Origin of the sequence: Serratia sarumanii, from assembly GCF_029962605.1 — a bacterium.
Lineage (GTDB): Bacteria > Pseudomonadota > Gammaproteobacteria > Enterobacterales > Enterobacteriaceae > Serratia > Serratia sarumanii.
Genome location: NZ_CP124750.1, coordinates 3159229 through 3184643, shown reverse-complemented (window position 1 = coordinate 3184643; position 25415 = coordinate 3159229). Strand labels below are relative to the sequence as shown.

The window sequence follows — 25415 nt, the reverse complement described above, 5'->3', positions numbered from 1 at the left end:
AAATGGCGTCGTCAGGAGTGGTGAGTCGAAGGATACCAGCGCAGTGAGTTATTGACAGGGCCTTGGGTGACCAGCACTTTTCCCTTGCCCGCCAGGCTCAGCAGCAAATTGCGCGCCTGATAAATCGTCAAGTCGTTGGACTCGGCCAATTGGCGCGTGGTGGGCCATTCGCCGGGGGGCGGCGGCGGCGTTTCCCTGGCTGAAGGGCACAGGTTGTGTAGCGTCGTGAGTAAATGTTGCTGCAGGTTCTGCAATTCTTGTTGTTTTGAGATGCGTTTTGCCATGTAAGCCTCCCTTAAACTTCAGGTGAGTTTTGATATAGCGGTAAAAGATGGGTCAGAGAATAGTGCCGGTTGCCGACAAGACGCTCCTGAGCTATTCCCGGACGGCCGTCTGAACCTGATATTTTCGCCGCTATAACCCGGCGGCGCGCAAGGGGCAGGATGGAGAATGCCGTTGCCGGGGGCCCGGCAGGCTGTGTGTATTGGCTGTATTTCATTGTTTTGCTCCATGGTGTACTTCCGAGCCTGGTTTTCACCTGTTCGGATCGTTAAGTCTTCCTTCTCTTTCTCGGCGCATTATAACGCAAATAGCAAAATGGCGATCGTTAATGTCGTGGAAAATATGTTTTTCGATACAATTGACTGGTGTTATTGCTTTTACGATCTGTTGTCTCGCAAAAATATATTCGTCTCGTGGTTTTTGGGCTTATATTTTGTATTTATTGGTTTTGATTAAAATGGCTTTCCAAGGTGTGAGTGTTTTTGTAAGAATAACCAGGCCAAAATGAGCGGGTAAGAAGGAACTTATTTTAAATATCTCTGAAGGGTAAGTCTTTAGACGATCTTTATTTAAGCGTGTTTTTCTTTTGCCTGTTTAGCTATTCGTTTATAACCCTAATTGGGTGGTAATGAATTGACAGTCGCGATTTCACAATTGCGACGTCTTTCTTTTTGGCGAAGAGTAATACCGTTATTCATTCTGGAATGTATAAATGGCTGTTAAAGGAACGGGAGCAATCCTGCGCTTTTTACACAATATTAAAGGAATAAGTGAATTATGAAACTGAACAAAATCATGCTGGCAACTGTTCTGGCGTTTGGCGTGTCTTCTCTGGCGAATGCCGCCGATCAGGGTCATGGCAAAGTGACTTTTACCGGTTCTATTATTGATGCTCCTTGCTCCATTGCGCCTGAATCGGCCGATCAAACTGTGGAAATGGGGCAGATTTCCAATGTCGCGCTGAAAAATGGCGGCAAATCAGCGCCGCGTCAGTTCGATATTAAACTGGAACAGTGCGACACCTCCACGCTGAAAACCGTCACCACCACTTTTGACGGCAAGGCTTCTGCCGCGAATCCTGATCTGCTGGGCATCATCGGTACCGCCAGCGGCGCCAGCATCGCCATTACCGACATGGCGAGCAATCCGATCAAACTGGGCACCGCAACGGCTCCTCAGACGTTGAACGACGGCAACAACACGCTGCGCTTCGCCGCTTACCTGCAGGGTGACGGCGCTTCCGCCACCGTGGTTCCAGGTGATTTCACCGCCGTAGCCGATTTCAAACTGGCTTACCAATAAGTCTCATCGCCATTGGCGTGACGTCTTTTATGCATGCGGGATATCCCGCATGCATTTTCCCAGGATGAAGGGTATTTGTCAGGGGTATTCAATGAACCGGTTTATTTACCATTTAGTGTCTCCTTGCATATTGATGACCATGCTAGTTATTCCGGCCACTCAGGCTGCTCCCAAGGTTCAGGGATGGGGGCGAGTGAATATGCAAGGAGCCATTATCGATACCGCTTGCGCCATTGCCGCCGGCAGTCGCGATCAGACTATCGATATGGATGTGTTGCCGCTGGGAAATATTGCGCGCGATGGACAGGGCAATACGCGCCCATTCACCATCGAATTAATCAACTGCACGTTTGAACGGCCAAAGCCCAATTTGCCGAACTGGAAGCAATTCCAGGTTGTTTTTGACGGCGATGCCGATGGCGAGTTATTCGGCGTGCGCGGAGACGCGAAGGGTGTGGCGCTGCAAATATCCGATGGCCAAGGGAATATCGCGGCGCCCGGTGTGCCTTTGCCGCGTGGCGATATTTCACCAGGAAGCATGTCGCTCAACTATTCCATCAAGCTGGTTGCCAATAAGCAACCGCTGCATGCCGGAAGCTATTTTTCTGCGGTGCGCTTCAAGCTGGATTATTACTGAAGTTTTTATTACGGCTTACGGTGGGCCGCAACGACGGAAATATACGATAAAGGTTAGGGATATGATGTTATCACCTGCTGGGAAGCTATTTCGATTTCAGGTTTTGGGGTTATGTATCACGCTGGCACTGGGAAGTTCATCAACGCGTGTTTACGCTGAAGACGGTATTCAATTTAATACCGACATTCTGGATGTTAACGATCGGAAAAATATCGACCTAAGCCAATTTTCCCGCAGCGGCTACATTATGCCGGGGAGTTACAGCATGGTGGTTCATATCAATAAAAACGAACTGCCGGAGCAAAAAATATCGTTTTATCCGCCGGACAGCGATCCGGACGGCAGCCGGGCCTGCATCACCAAAGCGTTGGTCGAACAATTGGGGCTGAAGCAAGAGATGGTGCGATCGCTCAGCTGGTGGCATCAGGGTGAGTGTCTGGACGAATCCAGCCTGAAGGGCATGGCGTCGCGCGGCGATCTTGCGACGGCTGCGCTCTATCTGAGCGTGCCGCAGGCTTATATGGAGTACAGCTCGGAAGACTGGGATCCGCCGTCGCGCTGGGATGAGGGCATTCCGGGGTTGTTGTTCGACTATAACCTCAATGCTCAAAGCCGGCATCAGCAAAAGGAGGGCACTCGCGAGTATAGCGTCAGCGGCAACGGTACCGCCGGCGCCAATCTCGGCGCCTGGCGTCTGCGCGCCGACTGGCAGGGGCAGCTTAACCATCAAACCGGTGTCGGGCAGCCTACCGATAAGAAGTTGGAGTGGAGCCGCTATTACGCCTACCGCGCCATCCCCGCGCTGCGTTCGCGCCTGACGCTGGGTGAAGACTATTTGGATTCGGGCATTTTCGAGAGCTTCCGTTTTTCAGGCGCGAGTCTGGTCTCCGACGACAATATGCTGCCGCCCAACCTGCGCGGCTATGCGCCAGAGGTGGTCGGCGTGGCCAAAACCAACGCCAAGGTGACCATCAGTCAGCAGGGGCGGGTCATTTATGAAACCCAGGTGGCGGCGGGGCCGTTCCGTATTCAGGACATCAATGACGCCATCTCCGGCGAGTTGGATGTGCGGGTGGAAGAACAGGACGGCAGCGTACAGGCGTTCAAGATGAACACCGCCAGCATTCCGTATCTGACCCGCCCGGGCTCGTGGCGTTTCAAACTGGCGGCGGGCAAGCCGTCCGACTGGCAACACCACGCTCGCGGGCCGCTGTTTGGCACCGGCGAATTCTCATGGGGCATCAGCAACGGCTGGTCGTTGTATGGCGGCGCGTTGGCGGGCGGCGATTATAACGCCCTTTCGCTGGGCGTGGGGCGCGATCTGATGATGTTCGGCGCGCTGTCGTTCGACGCCACCCAATCGCGGGCGCGCCTGCCGCAGCAGGAAAAAACGCTGAGCGGCGGTTCTTACCGGGTGAGCTATTCGAAAACCTTCGATGAGTTGGACAGCCAGGTCACCTTCGCCGGCTACCGTTTCTCGCAAGAAGACTACATGAGCATGAGCGAATACCTCGACGCGCGTTATTACGGTAATCGGGTCGGCAACAACAAGGAGATGTACACCATCACCTTTAACAAGCAGTTCCGCGACTGGGGGTTGAGCACCTACCTCAACTACAACCATCAGACTTATTGGGATCGCCCGGCCAATGACCGTTACAGCCTGACGGCGTCGCGCTATTTCGACATCGGCGACTTCAAAAACCTGAGCCTGTCGTTGTCGGCTTATCGCAACCGTTACAACGAGACCAACGACGACGGCATGTATCTGTCGCTGTCAATGCCGTGGGGCAATGGTGCCACTCTCAGCTACAACACCACGGTGAATCGCAACGACAACACTCATCGCGTGGGGTACTACAACCGCGTCGACGAACACAACAACTATCAGGTGAGCGCCGGCAGCGCGCGTAGCGGCGCCAATTTGAACGGCTACTACAACCACGAGGGCGACGTGGCGCGTCTGAGCGCCAACGCCAGCTATCAGGCCGGGCGCTACAGCGCCGTTGGCCTGTCCGCGCAGGGAGGGATGACCGTCACGCAGGAAGGCGGCGCGCTGCATCGCTCTACCGTTATGGGCGGTACGCGCCTGTTGCTGGACACCAACGGCGTAGCCGGGGTACCGGTGCGCGGCTACGGCAGCACCGTGAGCACCAACCGCTTCGGCAAGGCGGTGGTGGCGGACGTCAACAGCTATTACCGCAACAAGGCCAGCATCGATCTGAACAAGCTGGGAGACAACGCCGAGGCCACCCGATCGGTGGTGCAGGCCACCCTGACGGAAGGGGCGATTGGCTACCGCAAGTTCGATGTGATCGCCGGTGAGAAGGCAATGGCGATCGTCAAACTGGCGGACGGCAGTACGCCGCCGTTCGGCGCTACGGTGTTGAACGCCCGCAAACAGGAAACCGGCATCGTCAACGACGGCGGCAGCGTCTACCTGAGCGGCATCAACGCCGGTGAAACCATGACGGTCCACTGGAATGGTGCCGCACAGTGCCAAATACAGCTGCCGTCTTCGCTGCCGGCCGACATGCTGATGCGCACATTGTTGCTGCCTTGCCGGCCGCTCGCCCCGGCTGAATAAATTCATCATTCTGAATCTGGAGTAATCGACAACATGCAGAACATTTCCCTGAAGACCGCGGCGGCGATCGCCCTGTTGAGCACAGCGATGTCGCAGCAGGCATCGGCGGCGATCGCGCTCGATCGCACCCGGGTGATCTTTGACGGCGGCCAGAGCTCGGTCAGCCTGAACCTCAGCAACCAGAACAAACAGCTGCCGTATCTGGCGCAGGGTTGGCTGGAGGACGAGCAGGGCAACAAGATTCAGAGCCCGCTGGTGGTGCTGCCGCCGGTGCAGCGCATCGAGCCGGGCAAACCGAGCCAGATAAAGATTCAGGCGCTGCCGGCGGCCAAACAGCTGCCGCAGGATCGCGAGAGCCTGTACTACTTCAATTTGCGCGAGATCCCGCCGAAGAGCGACAAACCGAACACGCTGCAGATCGCGCTGCAAACGCGCATCAAGCTGTTTTACCGGCCGACGGCGATCGTGCCGAGCCGCGCCGACATGGCGACGCCGTGGCAAGAGCAACTGACACTGACGCGGCAGGGAGACGGCTATCAGGTCAATAACCCGACCCCTTATTACATCACCATTGTCGATGCCGGGAGCAAAAAGCACGGCGAAGGCGCGCAGGGTTTCGAGCCCTTCATGATCGCGCCCAAGAGCAATGCGCGGCTGACCGTGAGCGCGGCGGCCCTGGGCGGCAGCCCGGTGCTGACCTATATCAACGACTACGGCGGCCGGCCGCAGCTCAGTTTCAGCTGCAGCGGCGGCAGTTGCAAAGTGGTGCCGGAAAAGAAACCGGCTTCATAACCCTCTGTTCAGGCCGTTATCGACGGGAGAGTGACTCAGGTGCAAAGGATGAAACGAAAACTGAAAAAGGACAGCCTGCCGCAGCGCTGCGAATGGCGCTATTACGCCGCGATGGGCGGCCTGGCGCTGATGTTGCCGCTGCTATTGCCGAAAGCCGTCGCGGCCGACAACTGGCAGGTGGAAGGCGCCAACGGCGTGTTGCAGGTGCGCGGCGCGCTGACGGAGAGTGCCTGTCGGTTGGAGATGACCAGCGCGCGGCAGGATATTTGGCTGGGGGAAACCGGCACCGCACGCTTGCGGCAGGCCGGCGATCGCGGGCTGCCGGTGGCGTTCGAGCTGCGTCTGCAAGATTGTCTGCGCGCCTCGACCAGCCAGCGCGATGCGCGCACCGGCGCACTGACCTGGGCGCCGAACCAACCGGCGGTGACGGTCAGCTTCGGCGCGCCGACGGATATGGACAACCCACAGTTGGTGAAAGCGCAGGGCGTGTCTGGTCTGGGGCTGCGCCTGCTGGACGGCCGCGGCCGCGACGTTCGCCTGGGCAGCCGCGGTGAGCCGCTGATGCTGACGCCGGGGCAGAATACCTTGAGCTACACCGTCGCGCCGGAGCGAACCGCGGCGCCGTTGATGGCCGGCGCTTATCGGGCGGCGGTGGATTTTAGGCTGAGTTATGACTGAGGCGGTGAGATGGCGCAGATGATGAAACGAAGCCGAACGGCGCTCTGGCTGGCGGGGCTGTTGGCGCTGGTTCAACTGTCGGCTGAGGCGAACACCCTGGTGAACGTGCGGGTCACCGTGCTTTCCCCTCCCTGCGTTATCAACGGTGGGCAGCCTATCGAGGTGAATTTCGGCGATGAAGTGATGACCACCCGGATCGACGGCAGCAACTATCGGCGGCCGGTGAACTATACGCTGACGTGCAACGGGCAGAGCAGCAACGCTCTCAAACTGCAGGTTCAGGGGGCGGCGGCCGGTTTCGACGGTCAATTGTTGCGCACCAGCCAGGACGGACTGGGCATCGCGCTGCTTCACGGGGGCAGCCGCTGGCCGATCAATCAGTGGTTGAGTTTTACCTATCCCGTCACGCCGACGCTTGAGGCGGTGCCGGTGAAATCGGCCACTGCCAAACTGACGGCGGGCGAATTCACCGCCGGCGCGACGATGAAAGTGGACTATCAGTAACGCAGGAGCTAGAGCATGAAACAGCGTTTAACGGCGAGCGTGCTGCTGTGCGCCGGCGTGGTGTGCCACTTCGCCTGGGCGGAAAAAACGGTCGATATGCAGTTCCGCGGCACGCTGATCGAGCCGCCGCCCTGCACCATCAACGATGATGGCGTGATCGATGTGGATTTCGGCGATCGCGTCGGTATCAATAAGGTCGACGGCGTGAATTACCGGCAAACCATCGGCTATCGCATTACCTGCGAGCCGGGGATCGGCAAGTGGGACATGATGTTGCGCCTGAACGGCACGGCGACCTCTTTCGATGAGGCGGCGGTGCAAACCAACCACCGTTATCTGGGCATTCGCATTTACCAAAATGCCGCGCCATTCAAAGTGGGCAGTTCGCTGCCCATCGATCCGCTCAAGCCGCCGGTGCTGGAAGCGGTGCCGGTCGGCAAGGCGGGGGAAACCTTGACGGAAGGGGCGTTCGACGCCACGGCGACCCTGCAGGCTGACTACCAGTGAAGGAGGGAACACGTATGAAAATGACGCCAAGACGCCGCTGGGCGACGGCGGGGCTGTTGCTGTTTTCACTGGGCGTGAGCGGCATGGTGCGAGCGGCGGACAATCTGTATATGCACGGCGCGCTGGTGGCGGAGCCCTGTGTCATTCAGCCGGGCGACGAAGATATCCAACTGGATTTCGGCACTGTGGTCGACAAATACCTGTACCTGAATCAGCGCACGTTGAGCCAACCGTTCGAGCTGCGGCTGTCCGAATGCGATCTGAGTCTGGGAAAAACGGTGTCGATCACCTTCAAGGGCGAGGAAAACCCGCAGTTGCCGGGGTTGTTGGCGCTGGCGGCGAGCAGCGAGGCCAGCGGGATCGCCATCGGCATGGAAACCGCGCAAGGGCGGCCATTGCCGCTCAACAGCGCCGGCGGCAAATACCCGTTGCAGAACGGCAGTACGGTGATCGCCGTGCAGGCTTATGTGCGGGGCGAACCGGAGGCGCTGGCGAAGAAGACCATCGGTCGCGGCGCGTTCAACGCCATTGCGACTTTCAACCTGGACTATCAATAAACGCCGGGCCGGCCCGGTATTCGGTAAAACAGAATAAGGACCTGACGCGATGCAGCGTGCTCACTTCAGATGGATGTCTCTACTGCTTGGCCTGGCGCCGGGGCTGTGCTCGGCACAAATCTATTCGTACGTCACCCAAAGCACCGGCTCTCCCTCCAACGCTAGCTATAAGTTCGTGCTTGAAAGCTGGGATATGGACGACCTGTCGCCCAATCCCTGCTATCAGCAGGCAAATTGCGCTATCGGCATTAACCACCGGCATACCAGCACCAACACCGGGGGCACATCTTCGGTGTCACCGTCTGCCTACGTTGTCGGCTCGACGCGTTATCCGCAAATTACTCAATTGGCGACGATGGGCGAACTCAGCCGTTTTTATCAAAGCATCTATCCGTTGCCGATACAGGGGAGCACTTCGCACGTGGGGGAGTCGATCACTCAGGAGTGCGTCGGGTTGTTTTACAACACGCGCTCCGGTTCCGCGGTAACGGGGAGCAATGCGCGCCTGATGCCCAGCAGCGTCTGCGGCATCGCGCCGCCGCCGGTCGGGGTGTGCGGCATTGATGAGCAGCAGCTCGATTTGAACCATGGCGTGCTGCAGGACACTGAACTGGCGGGTAATACCGCGCGCGGCAGTCTGCGGGTGGTGTGTTCGCAGAAGATGAATATCGTCATGTATATCCGCACCGGCAGCAGCGGCCGTTTGGATCTGGGCAACAACTCGGGCGTCTACAGCACGCTGCGCATCAATGGCGTGTTGGGCAATCAGGGGTATCCGTTCACTGCCGACACGAGCGGCATCACGTTGCCGGTCACTTCAACGCTCGGCGTGACCGGAACGGTCAAAGCTGGTGATTACTCTGGGCAGTCGGTCGCCATTCTGGCGCTGCCGTAGCCGCTTGGTCGCGCTTAAGGCCGCGTATCACCGCAAGGCCGTCATCGGTCTTGTTAGCGCTGATAAGCGGAAAGGATGACGTGCATCTGGGCGCGAAAAGGGAGATTTCATGGAGAAGGTACCGATGGGAAATAGTCTGTCCCTGGCGTTCATCGATAACGACCGCTTTTTTATTGAAGGGCTGCAGCGGGTGCTACTGTCTTATTTTGCCCGCAGGGCGATTCCGGTTCGATTGCTGGATCCCGCCGCGGCGGCGCAGGCGGATATGGTGTTCCAGTCCGTGGAAAGGGATTGGCAGGCGCGATTCTGCCTGCGTGCCGCGGAGGGCGGTAAACAGATTAATTTTTCTCTGCGTGCGCCGGATGACACCCGTTGGCGCGACAAGCCGCGCTGCATCAGCGAATCGGGTGTGATCTTTCGCAACGATACGATCGGCCTCGTACTGAGCCGGGTGGAACAGGCGCTGGCGTTGCAGACGTCTGATAGCGAAGCGCGCCGCTGTTATTGGTGCGAGCGGCAGCGCATTACCCGCCGCGAACAGGATGTGATGCGCTATCTGGCCTGGGAAATGCCGCCGACGGCGATAGCGCGTTATTTGGCGTTGAGCGTGAAGACCGTCAGTAACCACAAACAGGCAGCGATGAGAAAACTGGGGTTCAAGCGCAACGTCGATTTATACCACTGGCTGCGGCAAGGGGGCCTGAAAACCGTAGAGCGGGCGCGAGGAGAGGGGTGCGGTTCAGGTGCGCGGCTTGGCGCCGGAACCGCTGCGGCGTCAATACAGCAGCGTCATCGCGCTGAAGAACAGTAGCGTCAACACGATGATGATGAAGTTTTGTGTGGCTTTGCGCACCAGTTTGCTGGCGCTCAGCCGGCTGTCGATGATGTAGAGCAGCGGCACCATCAACAGCACGTAGGCGAACATCAGCATGGCGGTAAAGGGCTGCAGGTTCATTCATGCTCCTCTTGTGCGTCATCATCGCCGACCAGGTGCACCAGCACGGCCTCCGTCTGATGGGGCAAACCAATAAAATGCGCAGTGGCGGGGGAGTTCGCCGCGAGCGGCAGAGCGGCGCGCCGCGTCTTCACCGCCGCTTGTAGAATTTTCTTTCGATGCTTCCGAGTATGGTCGACCATGCGCCTCCGAATAAAGCCGCCCGCAGGCGGCCGATCGTTGTATTGCCCATTAAGCTGGAGAAGGATTTCGGGCCGCTGCCGGGGCCACGTACTCATAATATTGCGAATGATAACCATTATCAATAATGAGAGTGAAAAAATTAAGGGTATTACGAGGGGCAGTCGGCGGGGCGGGAAAAGAAAAAGCACGCCTTGCGGCGTGCTTTGCGCGGTATTAACTGCAGCGGTTACTTCTGGTCGGGCAGGGCGTAAGCGACCAGATAGTCACCCAGCTTGGTGCCGAAGGAACCGTGGCCGCCGGCGAAGATCAGCACGTACTGCTTGCCGTTGACCTCATAGGTCATCGGCGTCGCCTGGCCGCCGGCCGGCAAGCGTGCTTCCCACAGTTTTTCACCGTTGGTCACGCTGAAGGCGCGCAGGTAGTTGTCTGCGGTGGCGCCGATGAAGAACACGTTACCGGCGGTGGTCACCGGGCCGCCCAGCATCGGCATGCCCATTTTGAACGGCAGCGGCAGCGGGGAGCTGTCGCGCACGGTGCCGATGCGTTTTTTCCACACGATGTCGTTGGTTTTCAGATCCACGGCGGAAATGTAACCCCAGGCCGGCTGTTTGCACGGCAGACCGAACGGTGACAGGAACGGGTTCAGGGTCACGCCGAACGGCACGCCATACTGCGGCTGTACGCCGGACTCGGTGCCGCTGCCGCCCTTGTCGCCTTCCGGCGGCTCAATCGGGTTGCCTGGGCCGCGTGGGATCAGCTTGGACACGAACGGCAGCGCGATCGGGTTGGCGATGGCGATTTCGCGATCGGTATCGACGGCCAGGCCGCCCCACTCGAACATGCCGAGGTTACCCGGGAACACCAGCGTGCCCTGCTCGGACGGCGGGGTGAAGGTGCCTTCGTAACGCAGGCTGTGGAACATCACGCGGCAGACCAGCTGGTCATAGATGGTCGCGCCCCACATGTCCGCACCGGTCAGTTTCTTCTCAGGACGGAAGGTCAGCTCGGAGAACGGCTGGGTCGGCGACAGGCGGTCGCCTTTGGCCGGGCCCTGCGGTACCGGTTTCTCCGGGGCCGGCACCACCAGCTCGCCGTTGGTGCGGTTCAGCACGAAGATGTTGCCGGTTTTGGTCGGCACGTAGATGACCGGCACTTTTTTACCGCTCTTGTCGGTAATGTCCGCCAGGGTCGGCTGCGCCGGCACGTCCATATCCCACAGGTCGTGGTGTACCGTCTGATAGAACCAGGCCAGCTTGCCGGTGGAGGCGTTCAGCGCCAGCAGGCCGCTGGCGTAGCGCTCCATTTCCGGGGTGCGATCGCCGCCCCAGATGTCCGGCGTGGAAACGCCCATCGGCAGATAGACGATATCCAGCTTGGCGTCATAGGCGGCCGGCGCCCAGGAGTTCGGCGAGTTCGGCACGAAGTGATGCTCGTCCGCCGGGATGGCGTTCGGATCTTTCGCGCCCGGATCGAAGGCCCACAGCAGCTTGCCGCTGTTGACGTCGAAGCCGCGAATGACGCCGGAAGGCTCGCGGTTGGAGTAGTTGTCGGTCACGGCGCCGGCGATGACGATCACTTTATCGGTGATCACCGGCGGCGAAGTCGGCTCGTAGTGGCCCGGCGTCGCATACGGCATGTTGCTCTGCAGGTTCAACTCGCCGTTGTTGGCGAAGTCCGGGCACGGTTTGCCGGTGTCGGCGTCCAGCGCGAACAGGCGACCGTCGTTGACCGGCAGAATGATGCGGCGCGCGCACATCGCCGGTGCGGCATCGCCGGCGGCGCCCGCGGCTGCAGCGGTTTCGTGGTAAGACACGCCGCGGCAGGTGATGTGCTGGAAGGTCGGGTTGTACTTCAGCTGCGGATCAAATTTCCACTTTTCTTTACCGGTGGCGGCATCCAGCGCGAACAGCTTCTGGTGCGGCGTACACATGTAAAGGGTATCGCGGATCTTGATCGGCGTGACTTCGTTGGTGATCTCACCCGGATCGTTGGCGGTCTTAAGATCGCCGGTCTGGAAACGCCAAACCTCTTGCAGCTGGCCAACGTTTTTGTCGTTGATCTGGCTCAGCGGCGAGTAACGGGTGCCTTCCTGGGTGCGGCCATAGGCCGGCCAGTCGGCGCCGTTGGCGTCTTTCGGCTGCACCTGCGCGGCGTCGAGAGTGCCGTTGATCTCTTGCGGATCGTTGAATACGGCATAGGCCAGCGCGATGACGGTGATTGCCAGCGCCGCGCTCAGCGCACCGTAGGCGAACTTGCCGTTGGCGACCAGCTTACGGTAGATAAACGGCAGCACCAGCCACAGGCCGAAGAAGAAGGTGACGTCCAGGCGCGGCGTCAGCGCCCAGAAGTCCGGGCCGACTTCCCACAGGGCCCAAATAGTGGTGCCCAGCAGGAATACCGCGTACAGCAGCAGCGCGGTGGCGCGGCGGCGGAACAGCAGCCAGGAGGTCGCCAGCAGCACCAGCCCGGCGATGATGTAATACAGCGAACCGCCCAACTTGGCCAGCCAAATGCCGCCGCCGAGCAGATAAAGCCCGCTCAGCGCGGCAAATAGCGCCGTTATGACGATAAGCGGCGATAGTGACGCTTTATTTTGCATAGCAATACCCTTACCAAAAATGAAAGTCCCCGATTTAGAGATTAAGCCAAATCGGAAAAAACACGCGGTTTATCCCTAATATTTCAGCGGGAAGCCGCTAGGGTGACGTAAAACCCATCCCGTTTTTTAACCTTAAGGTGCTTTGCCTTATTCAAAGCGGTAAGACAAGGTGGCGCCGCCACCCCAGTTGCGACCCGGCGCCGGCTCGAAATAGCGGCCGTTGCCTTCGTTGACGATCACCGAACCGACGTAACGGCGATCGAACACATTGTCTACCCGGCTGAAGACGTCCAGCGCCCAGCGGTTCCAGGTAAAGCGATAACCGGCGTTTACGCCGGCCACGGTGTAAGAGGGCGCCTGCGCGCTGTTGGCGTCGTTAGCCTGAATGTCGCTCATGTAGCGCAGCTCCGCGCCGGCGTGCCAGCCTTCCGGCGGCGCCCAGGCCAGCGAGGCGTAGCCCATATTGCGTGCGATGCCCGGCAGGCGATTGCCGGCGGGAGTACAGCCGGATTTACCGCACATATCGCTGCGGTAGGTGGCGTCCAGCAGCGTCCAGGCCATATTCAGGCGCCAGTCCAGCGCAAACTCCTGATCCAGCGCCAGTTCGAGGCCACGCCGCCGGGTTTTGCCGGCGTTGGCATAGCTGGTGCGCCCGCCGCTGCTTTCCGCCACCACCAGTTCGTTGTCGGTCTCGGTCTGGAACAGGGCGGCGCTCACCAGGCCGTTGCCGAGGCGCAGCTTGCTGCCCAGCTCGACGGTGTCGCTGGTAGACGGCTGCAGGCCGATGTTGAGGCCCGCCTGGCCGTCGGGGCGGTATGAGAGCTCGTTGATGGTGGGGGTTTCAAAGCCGCGGCCGGCGGAGAGATAAAGGTTCCACGCCGGATTGATCTTGTAGTTGAGCGAGCCCATCGGCAGCCACTGGTGGTAACGCTTGCTGCCGCTGTCGTCGCCGTTGCGCGGCGTGATGTAATAGTCGGTCGAGTCGAAGCTGACCGTGCTGTAGCGCAGGCCGGCATCCAGCGTCCAGTGCGGCGTCAGTTGCCAGGAGGTTTGCAGGTAAGGATCCAGGTTCCAGATGCGGTTCTTCTCGTTGCGCCGCTGGTCGCCTTTCTCGCCGTAGTCCACTGTGCCGTCTCGCAGAATAAAGTTTTCGAACCCCTGCCGGCGTTCGGTCATGGTTTCATAATCCAGACCGCCGATCAGTGTTACCGGTAACGATGCGAGAGTATCCTCATGCTTCCAGCGAGTGTCAATGCCCTGATATTTTCTTTCCAGCACGATCACCCCGCCGGCGTGGGTGGGGTTGAGCTGCGGCCCCATCGGGATCGATTGGTACTGCGTGGTGTGGCGCTCGCCGTGGTAGGCGGTCAGGGTCAGTTCGTCGCGTTCACTCATCTGGCGCTGATAGCGCAAGCCGGCCTGGGTCTGGTCGAGCGATTTGCGGGTGTTGTATTGATCCGCGCGCGGCGCCTGGCGCGGGTTTTCCTTCCATTCCGCCTCGGTCAGGCCGCCCGGATCGCCGGCATCGATTGAGACGCTGTTGAACATCAGCGTCAGGGTGCTGACGTCGTCCAGCCGCACGCCGAGCTTGCCGTTGCCGAGGTTTTTCCGCGCGGCGCTGTGATCGCGGTAGCCCTGGGTAGTAAAGCGGGTGCCGGAGATGGCGTAGTTGACGTCGCCGGCCTGGGTGCCGTCGCCGGTGGCGCCGGTCGCTTTCACCCCGTAGCGCCAGGTGTTGTCACTGCCGAAATAGCCGCCGGCCTCCAGCGTCGGCGGCTGGGTGCCGGTAATGGTGTCAACATTGATGACCCCGCCCGAGGCGTTGCCGTACAGCGCGGAATAGGGGCCGCGCAGCACCTCGATGCGTTCGACGGAATTGATGTCGATATTGGAGGTTTGCCCTTGGCCGTCGGGCATGGTGGCGGGAATGCCGTCGACGTACATGCGCACCCCGCGCACGCCGAACATCGAGCGGCTACCGAACCCGCGTATCGACAGCTGCAGATCCTGCGCATAATTTTGCCGGTTTTGGATCTGCAGGCCCGGCACGCTGCCGAGGTTTTCCGACAGGTTAATCTGCGGCGCGGCGTTGCGCAGGTCTTCGCCGTCGATCACGCTGACGGAGACCGGCGACCCCAGCTCCGTCAATCCGGTGGGTTGCGCCATCACCACCAGGGTGTCGCTGTCTTTTTGCTCCGCCGCCAGGGCCGAGCCGATATAGATCGGCTGTAGCAATAACAGGGTTGCCGGGGTCAAGGCGGGACGTTTTTTATTCATCAGATAATTCTGCCAATAATGCTGAAAGAGTTGCCCGCAAGGGGGCGAAAATAGCCATTTTTGACTCCCTGTACCGGCATTCAAGGGGAAGGAAACTGCATCCTGCAAAGAGTATAGGATATTCCGATATCGTATGCTTTGGAATAGCGCAGCCGAAAGAGGCGTGTTTTCAATTAATAAAATTCTCTATTCAATAGCGATGTGCTGGGCGTTTTTAAATCACCCTGGCTTATCTTAAACATAATCCTATTCGTTTTTTTAATTTGTTTATCTCATTTATTTTATTAATGAATGCAATGTGGTTAATTCATTAGTGGAAAATAAAAATCTATTTTATCTGATTGATTTTTATCATATTTATTTATTTGTATTTTTGTGGCTTTATTTTTTATAAAAATAAAATAATATTCCCTCTTATGTTTTTTAGGTTTTCAGTTAACAGCTCAATCGTATAACGCTTACGGTATTTATGTCATGCATAAATATCTATTTATATATTTACGGAATATATTAAAAGGGAATTGATTTATGGACGCGCTCATCGCTTCACCCTATACCCACACATTTTGGAATGAGTACATGCTCAATCCACACTCCTGCGAGTACAACCTGGTGCTGGATCAGACGATTGAGGGAGAATTGGACGTCGGCCGACTGCGCGCGGCGATCGACGGGGTTTGCCGTGACTATATTCTGTTTCACCACGTTCTGGATGACAGCGCCTCGCAATTACGCTGGGTAAGGTCGGCGAAAAAAATTGCGCTGGAAACGCTCGATGCCGATTGCGATGTCGGTAAGTTAATCAACACGCCGTTCGATCTCCGGGAAGGGCCGCTGTGCCGCTTCTACCTGATTGAGCTGGCTCCGCAGCGCTATAACCTGATCATTGTCGTTCATCACATCCTGATCGACGGCCTGTCCGGACAGGAGTTCTACAGCGCCGTTTCCGCCTATTACAATCGCGGCACGGCGGTGACGCCGCCGCAGGCGGATGAAACGGACATCAGCACATTGTACCGGCGCTATGAGGCGGATATCGCGGCGTTGAAACACGAGTTCGGTTCCGCGTCATTCTGGGGCGACATGCTGGCCGAATGCGCCCCGCGCGTGGCGTTGCCTTATCTCCCCGGCGCAGCGGCCGAAGCGCCCGGCGCCGGCGAAGTGCGCTTTGCGTTGCCGTTCGCTGAGTGGCAAGCGCTGAAATCCGGCGTCAGGTATGCCAATCCTTTCCTGATCTTCAAAACGCTGTGGGCGCTGCTGATCGCCCGACAATCTGCGCAGGAAACGGTGCATATCGGTTATCCCATCGCGCCGGAGGGCGGCGAGGCGCTGTTCTTCGGCGCACAGGTCAACACTGCGGTGTTTCCCTTGACCCTCGCCCCGGGAGCCACGTTCAATCAGCTGTACCGAGCGACGCTGGCCTACAGCAAAGCGCTCAAGGTGGCTGGCAAGCTGCGGCACAGCCAATTACCGGTTTATGACATGCTGAGCCTCAGTCCGGTGCGTCAGCTGAACGTCAACTTTACCCAGGCTTACCTGAAAGATGCGCCGCTGGCGCTCGAGGGGTGTCGCATTGGCGTCAATCACCGGTTCAATGTCGATCTGGCCGGTTCGGAACTGCTGCTGGAGTATCAGCCCACCGAGCAGGCCTTTGAGTTTCGCCTGCGCTACCGCCCCGATCTGTTCGACGCGACCCAGATGGCGGAGATGGCGGAGCAGTATCTTTGGCTATTGCAGCGCGCGTTAACCGAACCGGATGCGCCGATTGCCGCTTGGCCGCAGCTGACGGCGCAACAGGTTTTGCGCTGCCGCGACGCCTGGGAGAGCGGGCCTGCAACGGCCGACGCGGAAGCGACGCTGCTCGACGGCCTGGCCCGCCAGGCGCGCCGTCACCCGGAACGCATCGCCGTGACCGACGCCAAAGGATCGCTCAGCTACCGCCAGCTGGCGCAGCGCAGCGATCGTCTGGCGCTGCGGCTGCGGGCGGAGTATCAACGGCTGCGCGGCGTGGCCATGCCGCCGGAGACGCTGATCCCTCTGTATCTGCAGCGCAGCGCGGAGGCGGTGGTGGCGATGCTGGCCATCATGAAGGCGGGCGGCGCCTATGTGCCGCTGGATCCCGCCGCGCCGGCGCAGCGGCTGGATTATATCCTGCAAGAGGTGAACAGCCCGATCGTCCTGACCGAAAGCGCGTTGCAGGCCGCGGCGCAGCGATTGGCGCCGGGCGATCTTTGCCTGTCGGCGGATGAACCGCTCGCCGACGCGGACGCCGCGAGCTTGCCGCGTGTGGACGCCCGGCAGTTGGCCTACGTGATTTACACCTCCGGCACCAGCGGGCGGCCGAAGGGCACGCTGTGCGAACACCGGGGCGCGGCCAACATGGTGCTTGGCCATACGCAGCGTTTGTTGCGCAATGAGCCGGATGCGCTCAACTGCCTGCAGTTCGCCTCGCTGGCGTTTGACGCGCACGTCTTTGAGGTGTTCATGGCCCTGGGCAACGGCCACCGGCTGTTCATCGCGAGCGAAGCGCAGCGACGAGATCCGGCGTTGTTGTGCGAACAGATGGCGGCCTGGTGCATCGAGGCCTGCTTCCTGCCGCCGGCGCTGCTTGGCATCTTCCCTGAATTGCCGGCTTCGGTGCGCTATCTCGCGACCGGCGGCGAGGCGAGCGCGCAGGAAGCGCTCGACCATTACCTGGCCCGCGGCATGCAGGTCGCCAACATGTATGGCCCGACCGAAGCTTCGGTCAGCGCCAGCCTGAATATTTATCGCCGCAACGGCGCGCGCAATATCGGCCACGCCATCGCCAACATGCGTTGCTATGTGGTTGACGAGCACGATAACTTGCTGCCGCTGGGGGCGGAAGGCGAACTGTGCCTGGCCGGCGTCGGTCTGGCGCGCGGATACCTGAACCTGCCGACGTTGACGGAGGCCGCGTTCACCGCCAATCCTTTTGAACTGCGTGAGCCGTACCGGCGCCTGTACCGCACCGGCGACAGAGTGCGGCGCTTGGCCGACGGCAGTCTGGAGTACCTCGGACGGCACGATCAGCAAATCAAGATCAACGGCTATCGCATCGAATTGGGCGAGATAGAAATGCAGCTGCGCGCGCTGCCTGAGGTGGCCGAGGCGGTGGTGAGCCTGCGTCCCGGCACGGCGGATCAGCTGGCGGCCTGGTATGTGCCGCAACCTGGCGCGGAGCCGGAGGCCGGCGACATCTTGCAACGGCTGGCGGCGCAGCTGCCGCACTACATGTTGCCCTCGGCGATGCGGGCGCTGGCGGCGCTGCCGCTGACGGTGAGCCGCAAGGTCGATTACCGGGCATTGCCGGAACCTTTGCCGATCGAGCCGCAAACGGCGTTTCGCCGGCCGTGTTCGCCGCTGGAGATTCGCCTGTCGGCACTGTTCAATCGGCTGCTGGGGGGCGATGTCGGCGTGGATGACAACTTCTTCCGCCTCGGCGGCAACTCCATGATGGCGATCCGGCTGTGCCACGAAGTGAATAAACTGCCGGGGGCGAAGATCTCGGTGCTAACGTTGAATCAGCACCCGACGGTGGCCGCGCTGAGCGAGCACATCGCTGCCCAGCGTCAGGCGCCGCCGGACGAGCTGCCGATCCTCTCCGGCGGGCTGCGGGAGGCGCCGCTGTCGCTTCAGCAGTCGCGGCTGTGGTTTGTTCAGCAACTGTCGGTGAACGCCACGCATTATCTGTCGCCGGTGCTGCTACAGCTGTCGCCGGATATCGATGACGAACGTTTTGCGGAGTGCCTGCAGGCGATCGTCGAGCGCCACCAGATCTTGCGCAGCCTGATTCGCCAGAATGATCGGGGCGAAGCCAGCCAGTGGGTCAGCGACACCGCGTTGCCGGTGCCTGTGCTAACGCTGAGCGCCGATGAATTTGACGCCGCGCTGACGCAAGCCTGCAGCCAGCCGATGGATTTGACGAGCGAGCTGCCGCTGCGCGCCACGCGCTACCGTTACCGCGATGCGGCGGAGCGGGAAACGACCGTTTGCCTGTTGGTGTTCCATCACATCGTCTTTGACGGCTGGTCGCTTGAGGTGCTGCTGCAGGAATTGGACGCGCGCTATCGGGGAACGTGGCGTGAGGCGACAGAGCCTGCGTTGCAATACCTCGACTATGCGTGCTGGCAACAAGCGCCGGAAAATGTGCAGCGCCGGGCGGAAGAATTGGCCTTTTGGCGGCAAGCGCTGGCGGGCTGCCAGCAACTCTCGCTGCCGTTGGACTTTTTGCGGCCGGCGGTCTTCGACGAGCGCGGAGACAACAGCGAAGTGCCGTTGCCGGCGGCGCTGGTGAAGGCGCTGGATGCGCTGGCGCGCAGAGAGGGGGTGACGCTGCATGCGGTGATGCTGGCGGGGTTCATGTTGCTGCTGTCCCGCTACAGCGGCCAGAACGATGTCATGGTCGGCACGCCGTTGGCCAACCGCAGCCGCCCTGAACTGGAGAATCTGATCGGGTTCTTCGTCAATACGCTGCCTTTGCGCCGGCAGATCGACCCGCGCCATCGCGTCGTCGAGTTTGTGCGGCAGGTCGCGGCCACGACGCTGCAGGCGCAGCAGCATCAGACGCTGTCGCTGGAAGCGCTGGTGGACGACCTGGCGCTGCCGCGCGATTTTTCGCGCCATCCGCTGTTCCAGGTCATGTTCGCGCTGGAGAACGAAGGCGGCGCACTGGCGCGCCCGGACTGGCTGTCGGTGGTCGATCTGAGCGCTTATGAACGCACCGCCAAGTTTGATCTTACGCTCACGCTGACGCCGCAGGGGGAGCAGATGCGCGCGCGCTTCAACTTCGCTTCGGCGCTGTTCAGCAAAGCGTCGATGGATCGGTTGGCCGGCTACTATCTCGCCGTGTTGCAGCAGATGGCGCACCACGACGACTGGCCGCTGGAAAATATCCGTCTGCAACCGCAGAGCCAGGCGCTGCCGGCGTCGCCCGCCTTCGGCTATGCGTTTGAACGCAGCCTGCAACAGGACTTCGTGCAGCATGCGCGGCGCAATCCGCAGGCCGTGGCGGTTGTCGACGAGCAGGGCGAAATGACTTACGGTGAGCTGCACGCGGCGGCGCTGACGCTTGCCACTCAGCTGCGCGTGCAAGGGCGGATGACCGGTGACGCCATCGCCGTCATCGCCGACAAGGGGCGCCGGCAGCCGGTAGCCCTGCTGGCGGCGCTGATGTGCGGCAAGGCGTTTTTGCCGATGGAGGCGGCATGGCCGCCGCAGCGGCGGCTGAACGTGATGGCGCAGGCCGGCATCAATACGCTGCTCAGCGATGCGCCCTGGGCCTGCGCCGAGATCAATCTGATCGAACTGAATGCCGCAGGGCTGGCGGCGCAGCTGCCGCTGCCGGAACAGCGCCTGCCGGCGCTGGATGCCGGGCCCGACAGCCTGGCCTATATCATTTTCACCTCGGGATCGACCGGTACCCCGAAAGGCGTGGCGATCGAACATCGCAGCGCGGTGAATATGCTGGAAGGCGTGCGGCGGTATTTCGGCCTCAACGAGCGGGATCGCAGCCTGGCCCTCAGCGCGTTGAGCTTCGATCTGGCGATCTTCGACATTTTCAGCCCGTTGAGCGCCGGCGGCGCGGTCGTGATGCCAGCCGAGCGGGATCGGACCAATCCGCAGGCCTGGTATCAGCTGATGATGACCCATCGGGTGACGCAATGGCTGAGCGCACCGGCGCTGATGGAGCTGTTGCTGGATTATGTGAACGGGGCGGGGTTGACGGCTGGGCCGGCACCGGCGCTGCGGGCGGTGATGGTGGGGGGCGACTGGATCGCCACCTCGCTGCCGGAACGCTGCCTGGCCTGGGCGCCGCACGGCCGTTTTTGCAGCGCCGGCGGCGCTACGGAGGTGGCGATCTTCACCATGCTGTACGAAGTGCCGCGCGGTCAGAAAATTCGGTCGGTCAGCATTCCTTACGGCAAACCGTTGCCGCACCAGCGTTGCTATATCCTGGATGCCGGGCGGCGGCCCGCCGCGCCGGGTGTCCGAGGCGAAATCTATCTGGCGGGGGAAGGCCTGGCGCGCGGGTATTACGGCGATCCGCAACGCACCGCCGAGAGTTTCTTCTGGCATGACGAGCTGCAGGAGCGGGTGTATCGCACCGGCGATGCGGGCCGATGGCTGGAGGATGGCAACGTGGAGTTTATGGGGCGCCTAGATCAGCAGATCAAACTGAACGGCTATCGCATCGAACTGGGGGAGATAGAACATGCCGCGCTCGCCTATCCGGGCGTGACCGCCTGTTGCTGCGTGCTCGTCACGCAACCGCAGCCCTGCCTGGCCGCGTATTACGTTGCCGATGAGGCGATCGCCCCTCAGGCGCTGGCTCAGCATTTGAGCCGCCAACTGCCTCCTTACATGGTGCCGCAGGCGCTGATGCAGTTGGCGCAGCTGCCGCTGACCGAAAACGGCAAGATAGCGCGACAGGCGTTGCCGCAGCCGGAAAGGGCGGCGCGTGAGTTTGTCGCGGCGCAGAGCGAATGGGAGAACGCTTGTCTGGCGGTGTGGCGCGATCTGCTGCAGCGGCAGGATATCGGCGTGGAGGACAATTTCTTCTCGCTGGGGGGCAACTCTCTTCTGGCTATCCAGGCCTGCTATCAGATCGGCCGGCGGCTGGCGCGCGAGGTCACGCTGAGCGAGCTGGGGCGCTTCCCGACGATCCGCTCGCTGTGCCGCGCGTTGCCGCAACAGGAGCAGGGCGCCGCGCCGGTGTCGATCCCGCCGCTGCGGCAGCGCGAGTATCCGCTCTCTTCTTCACAGCTGCAGCTGTGGTTTATCGAGAATTTGAACGGCGGCGGCAATCTCTACCACGTACCAATGCTGTTCCGTCTCGGCGACGAGGTGTGCCTGGCGGCTTACGAGCGCAGTTTGCAGGCGGTGGTCGCCCGGCATCAGGTCTTGCACAGCCTGATTGTCCAGATGCCATCCCAAAGCGCCGTCGCCCGCGCCTGTGAACTGACGCTTTCGCTGGAGCGCGTGACGCTGGCGGCGGCGCACTGGCCGGACAGGCTACGGCAGGATATCGACCGGCCGTTTGCGCTGGGGGCGGAATTGCCGATCAGGGCAGCCGTTTACCGGGTGGCGCAGCCGGATGGCGGGTGGGTGACTTACAGCCTGATTCTGGTGCATCACCTGGCGTTTGACGGCTGGTCGCAGCCGGTGCTGTTGCAGGAGCTGGACGTGCTGTATCAGGCGCAGCGGCAAGGGCAAGAGGCCGGGCTGGCGGCGTTGCCGTTGCACTATGGCGACTATGCCGTCTGGCAACGGCGCTGGCTGGAATCCGCTCAGGCGGATGAGGCGAAGGCGTATTGGCGGCAAGCGCTGGATGGATGGCAGGCGCTGGAAATGCCGCTCGATTTCGTGCGGCCGGCCCGCTTCGATCATCGCGGTGCCAACCACGTCATCGCGCTGCCGGAGACCCTGACGATGCAGGCGACGCAGTTCGCCCGGCGCCAGGGCGTCACGCCGTTTGCGCTGTATCTCGCGGCCTTTAACCTGCTGCTCGGTTACTTCAGCGGCCAGCAAGATATTCTGGTCGGCACGCCGGTCGCCAACCGGCCGGTGGCGGAGACCCGCTCGGCGATCGGGTTCTTCGTCAACACGCTGCCGCTGCGTTCGCAGATCGACGATGCGGCGTCGCTGAACGACTATGTAAACCGGGTCTTTGACGGCGTGCTGCAGGCGCAACGGCATCAGAATTTGCCGTTGGATCAGCTGATCGAGCTGCTGCAGGTGCCGCGCGATCTGTCGCGCCATCCGCTGTTCCAGGCGCTGTTCGCGCTGGAGGAAGTGGGGGATGCGCCGGCCTGGCTGGCGCCACAGGATCTGCTGGCGCACTACCAGGCGGCCAAATTCGATTTGACGCTGAGCATACAGCCGGCGCCGCAGGGCGGCAGGGCGATCTTCAACTATGCCACCGCATTGTTCTCACCGGCCACGCTGGCGCTGTTGGGCGAGTATTATCTGACCATCCTCACGCAGATCGTCAATCACGGGGAGCAGCGCGTCAGCCAGTTGGCGCTGGTCTCGGAGAGTGAAATGGCGCGGCAACGCGCCTTCCATCAATCCTGTCCGTCGGCCTACGATTTTGAGCGTGCCATCCATCATGATTTCATCCGTCAGGCCGAGCGCCATCCGCAACGGCTGGCGATCGTCGATGAATGGGGCGAACTGAGCTACGGTGAGCTGTATCGGCGCGCGCTGACGCTGTCGCTGCAGCTGCGTCAGCACGCGGACATGCGCGCCGATACCATCGCGGTGATGGTGGACAAAGGGCGGGCGCAAATCATTGCGGTGCTGGCGATTCTGATGGCCGGCAAGGCTTATTTGCCGCTGGACGGCGCCTGGCCGGAACGCCGCCGCCTGGATATCGTCGCGCAGTCGCAGACCCGAATTATCCTCAGCAGCCGGGAGTGGGCGACCAGCGGCGAGGCCAGGCTGTTGACCATCGATCCGCAGGGGGCCGTCACGGCGTTACCGCCGGCGGCGCTGGGAGAGCCTGTCTTGCCGGCGCCTTCCGCGCTGGCCTATGTGATTTTCACCTCCGGCTCTACCGGCGCGCCGAAAGGGGTGGCGATAGAACATCGCGGCGCGGTGAACAGCATCATCGATACCTTGCGCCAGCTGGAACTCGGCGCGGACGATCGCGGGTTGGCGCTCAGCGCGCTGAGTTTCGACATTTCGGTGTTCGATATTTTCGGCCTGCTGTCGGTGGGCGGCGCTATCGTGATGCCGTCCGAAACCGAACGCTATCAGCCTGAGGCCTGGCATCGGCTGTTGATGACTCAGGGCGTGACCTTCTGGAACTCTGCGCCTTCGGTGATGACGCTGTTGGTAGAGCAGTTGGAATCCGCCGCGTCGCAGGCGCAGTGGCCGCAACTGCGCAACGTGGTGCTGGTGGGCGAGGTGATCTCCCGCCAACTGCCGGCGCGCATTCGTCAATGGCGGCCGGGGTGCCGAGTCGTCAGCGCCGGGGGCGCGACCGAGAGCTCCATTTGGTCGATCCTGTACGACATCCCGGAGACGCCGATCCTGGCGCCCAGCGTGCCTTACGGTCAGGCGATGGCCCATCAGCGTTTTTACGTGCTGGATCGTCACCTGCGCGTGCTGCCGCCCTGCTTGCCGGGGGAGCAATACATCGGTGGGATCGGCGTGGCGCGCGGCTATTACCGCAATCCGTCGCTGACCGAAGAGAAATTCATCTACCATCCGGAGCTGGGGGAGCGGCTTTATCGCACCGGCGACGCCGGCCGCTATTTGCCGGACGGCAACCTGGAGTTCCTCGGCCGTATGGATTTTCAGGTGAAAATCAACGGCTACCGCGTTGAACTGGGCGAGGTCGAGCAATGTGCGCTGGCGTTCGGCGCGATCAAATCCTGTTGCGCCGTCGTGCTGTCGGAGGCGCATCGGCAGCGCCTGGCGCTGTATTACGTCAGCGAGGCGCCGCTGGATGAATCGGCGCTGTTGGCCTTTATGAGCGGGCAATTGCCGTTGTACATGCTGCCTGCGGCGCTGATGCGGCTGGAAGCGTTGCCGCACAACTCCAGCGGCAAGCTGGATCGCAAGGCGTTGCCTACGCCTGCTGCGAGCGAACCGCAGGTTTATGTCGCTCCCGCGAACGAGCTGGAACAGCAGCTGTGTGCGCTGTGGCAGGCGGCGCTGCAGTGCGGGCAGGTCGGCATGACGGACGATTTCTTCCTGCTGGGCGGCACCTCGATCAAGGCCATTTCCCTGTGTGTCGGCATGGGCGAATTGATGGCCGCGCCGGTGCCGGTGGTGCAGCTGTTGCAAAGTCGCACGCTGAAAAACCTGTTGGCCGCCAAGGAACGCCGCCTGGTCTTGCCGCTTAACCGCTGGGCAGAGGGCGCGCCCGTCGTATGGATGATCCATCCGGCGCTGGTAGGGGCGGAGGCATTCCACGCTTTCGCCCAGCCGCTGCAGGGGCGATTCAACTGCTATGGCGTCGATAACCATAACCTTTACCATCAACCCGCTATCGACTCGCTCGGCGATCTGGCCGAACGGTATCTGAACGAGATGATCGCCGCCGGTCTGCTGCAAGGCGCCGGGCCGGTGCGCATTCTCGGTTGGTCGCTGGGGGGCATTATCGCGTTGGAGATTGCCGCCCGCCTGGAGGCGCGTGGCTGCCGTAACGTGCAACTGTATCTGCTGGACAGCTTCTACCGGCAGGCTACGGCGGAGTTGCCCTTGGATCAGCTGCTGCCGGTGCTGGGCATCGAAGGCGAGGCGGCGACACGCGCCATGGCCGCAGGGCAGGCGGAGCGACGGCTGTCAGAAGGGCGGCTGAGCCGCAGGCTGCAGACCACCAAGGTGACGCTGTTTAAGGCGACGGAGAGGAACCCGCAGTTGCCGGAGGCGGTCACGGCGCCGCTGCTGGCGGTGGCGGATAATGGGCTAGGCGCGGTCTGTGAGCGGCTGAGGGTCATCCCGCTGGCTTGTCATCACCATAACATCCTGCTGTGTGAGGAGGCGATCGGCCAAGCGCTCAACGATGACGTTTGATTCATGAGCCTGGCTCATAAGCCCAAGCGTATTTCGCCCCATAGTCATGGTGCCAACCGTGTTTTACAGTCATCACACCGGAGCGGCGCCGCGTCAGGCGGCGCCGGTATCAATC

At 61.0% G+C, this 25415-nt stretch carries 16 protein-coding genes; 11 read left to right on the top strand and 5 right to left on the bottom strand.

Annotation, left to right across the window (positions count from 1 at the left end):
* Window positions 1-11: 11 nt before the first annotated feature.
* Window positions 12-284: a hypothetical protein gene (locus SSARUM_RS15145; RefSeq protein ID WP_033647885.1), complete on the bottom strand. Its 273-nt coding sequence runs from the start codon at window positions 282-284 to the stop codon at window positions 12-14.
* A 775-nt stretch (window positions 285-1059) separates the two neighbouring features.
* Here SSARUM_RS15145 and SSARUM_RS15140 point away from each other — a divergent pair.
* From SSARUM_RS15140 to SSARUM_RS15095, 10 genes are all read left to right on the top strand, one after another.
* Window positions 1060-1584, top strand: a complete 525-nt coding sequence (locus SSARUM_RS15140; protein WP_033653555.1) for a fimbrial protein — start codon at window positions 1060-1062, stop codon at window positions 1582-1584.
* Between the two features lie 91 nt (window positions 1585-1675).
* Window positions 1676-2221 carry a fimbrial protein gene (locus SSARUM_RS15135; RefSeq protein ID WP_033647884.1) on the top strand — a complete coding sequence of 182 codons (546 nt, stop codon included), beginning with the start codon at window positions 1676-1678 and terminating at the stop codon, window positions 2219-2221.
* A gap of 61 nt (window positions 2222-2282) precedes the next feature.
* The gene (locus SSARUM_RS15130) at window positions 2283-4808 is read left to right on the top strand and encodes an outer membrane usher protein (protein ID WP_039565341.1); all 2526 of its coding nucleotides are present in this window, start codon (window positions 2283-2285) and stop codon (window positions 4806-4808) included.
* Window positions 4809-4841: 33 nt separating this feature from the next.
* Complete coding sequence (locus tag SSARUM_RS15125; RefSeq protein ID WP_033635126.1) at window positions 4842-5600, top strand: fimbria/pilus periplasmic chaperone; 759 nt, start codon at window positions 4842-4844, stop codon at window positions 5598-5600.
* A 48-nt stretch (window positions 5601-5648) separates the two neighbouring features.
* Window positions 5649-6278, top strand: coding sequence for a fimbrial protein (locus tag SSARUM_RS15120; protein ID WP_209007969.1), 630 nt, complete (start codon window positions 5649-5651; stop codon window positions 6276-6278).
* Window positions 6279-6296: 18 nt separating this feature from the next.
* Window positions 6297-6782, top strand: a complete 486-nt coding sequence (locus SSARUM_RS15115) for a fimbrial protein (protein WP_223181970.1) — start codon at window positions 6297-6299, stop codon at window positions 6780-6782.
* A 15-nt stretch (window positions 6783-6797) separates the two neighbouring features.
* Window positions 6798-7289 (top strand): fimbrial protein, encoded by a 492-nt coding sequence (locus SSARUM_RS15110; RefSeq protein WP_050438937.1) that lies wholly within the window; start codon window positions 6798-6800, stop codon window positions 7287-7289.
* 14 nt (window positions 7290-7303) lie between these two features.
* On the top strand, window positions 7304-7846 hold the full coding sequence (locus SSARUM_RS15105; RefSeq protein ID WP_369819406.1) for a fimbrial protein: 543 nt from the start codon (window positions 7304-7306) through the stop codon (window positions 7844-7846).
* 73 nt (window positions 7847-7919) lie between these two features.
* Window positions 7920-8741: an MrpH family fimbial adhesin gene (locus SSARUM_RS15100; protein ID WP_223181969.1), complete on the top strand. Its 822-nt coding sequence runs from the start codon at window positions 7920-7922 to the stop codon at window positions 8739-8741.
* Window positions 8742-8850: 109 nt separating this feature from the next.
* On the top strand, window positions 8851-9552 hold the full coding sequence (locus tag SSARUM_RS15095) for a helix-turn-helix transcriptional regulator (protein WP_080281286.1): 702 nt from the start codon (window positions 8851-8853) through the stop codon (window positions 9550-9552).
* Here the strand turns inward: SSARUM_RS15095 and SSARUM_RS15090 are convergent.
* The 4 genes from SSARUM_RS15090 to pqqU form a co-directional block, all read right to left on the bottom strand.
* Entirely contained in the window at window positions 9517-9696 is a 180-nt protein-coding gene (locus tag SSARUM_RS15090) for a hypothetical protein (protein ID WP_033647881.1), read from the bottom strand. The two genes, SSARUM_RS15095 and SSARUM_RS15090, sit on opposite strands and share 36 nt — an antisense overlap.
* A complete protein-coding gene (locus SSARUM_RS15085; protein ID WP_033648139.1) occupies window positions 9693-9878 on the bottom strand; it encodes a hypothetical protein in 186 nt (61 codons plus the stop codon). Before SSARUM_RS15085 ends, SSARUM_RS15090 begins: the two co-directional genes overlap by 4 nt.
* 227 nt (window positions 9879-10105) lie before the next feature.
* Complete coding sequence (locus SSARUM_RS15080) at window positions 10106-12478, bottom strand: glucose/quinate/shikimate family membrane-bound PQQ-dependent dehydrogenase (RefSeq protein ID WP_033647880.1); 2373 nt, start codon at window positions 12476-12478, stop codon at window positions 10106-10108.
* Window positions 12479-12625: 147 nt separating this feature from the next.
* Entirely contained in the window at window positions 12626-14755 is a 2130-nt protein-coding gene (pqqU, locus tag SSARUM_RS15075; protein WP_039565344.1) for a TonB-dependent receptor PqqU, read from the bottom strand.
* A gap of 528 nt (window positions 14756-15283) precedes the next feature.
* Here pqqU and SSARUM_RS15070 point away from each other — a divergent pair.
* The gene (locus SSARUM_RS15070) at window positions 15284-25300 is read left to right on the top strand and encodes a non-ribosomal peptide synthetase (RefSeq protein ID WP_060431617.1); all 10017 of its coding nucleotides are present in this window, start codon (window positions 15284-15286) and stop codon (window positions 25298-25300) included.
* Window positions 25301-25415 lie beyond the last annotated feature (115 nt).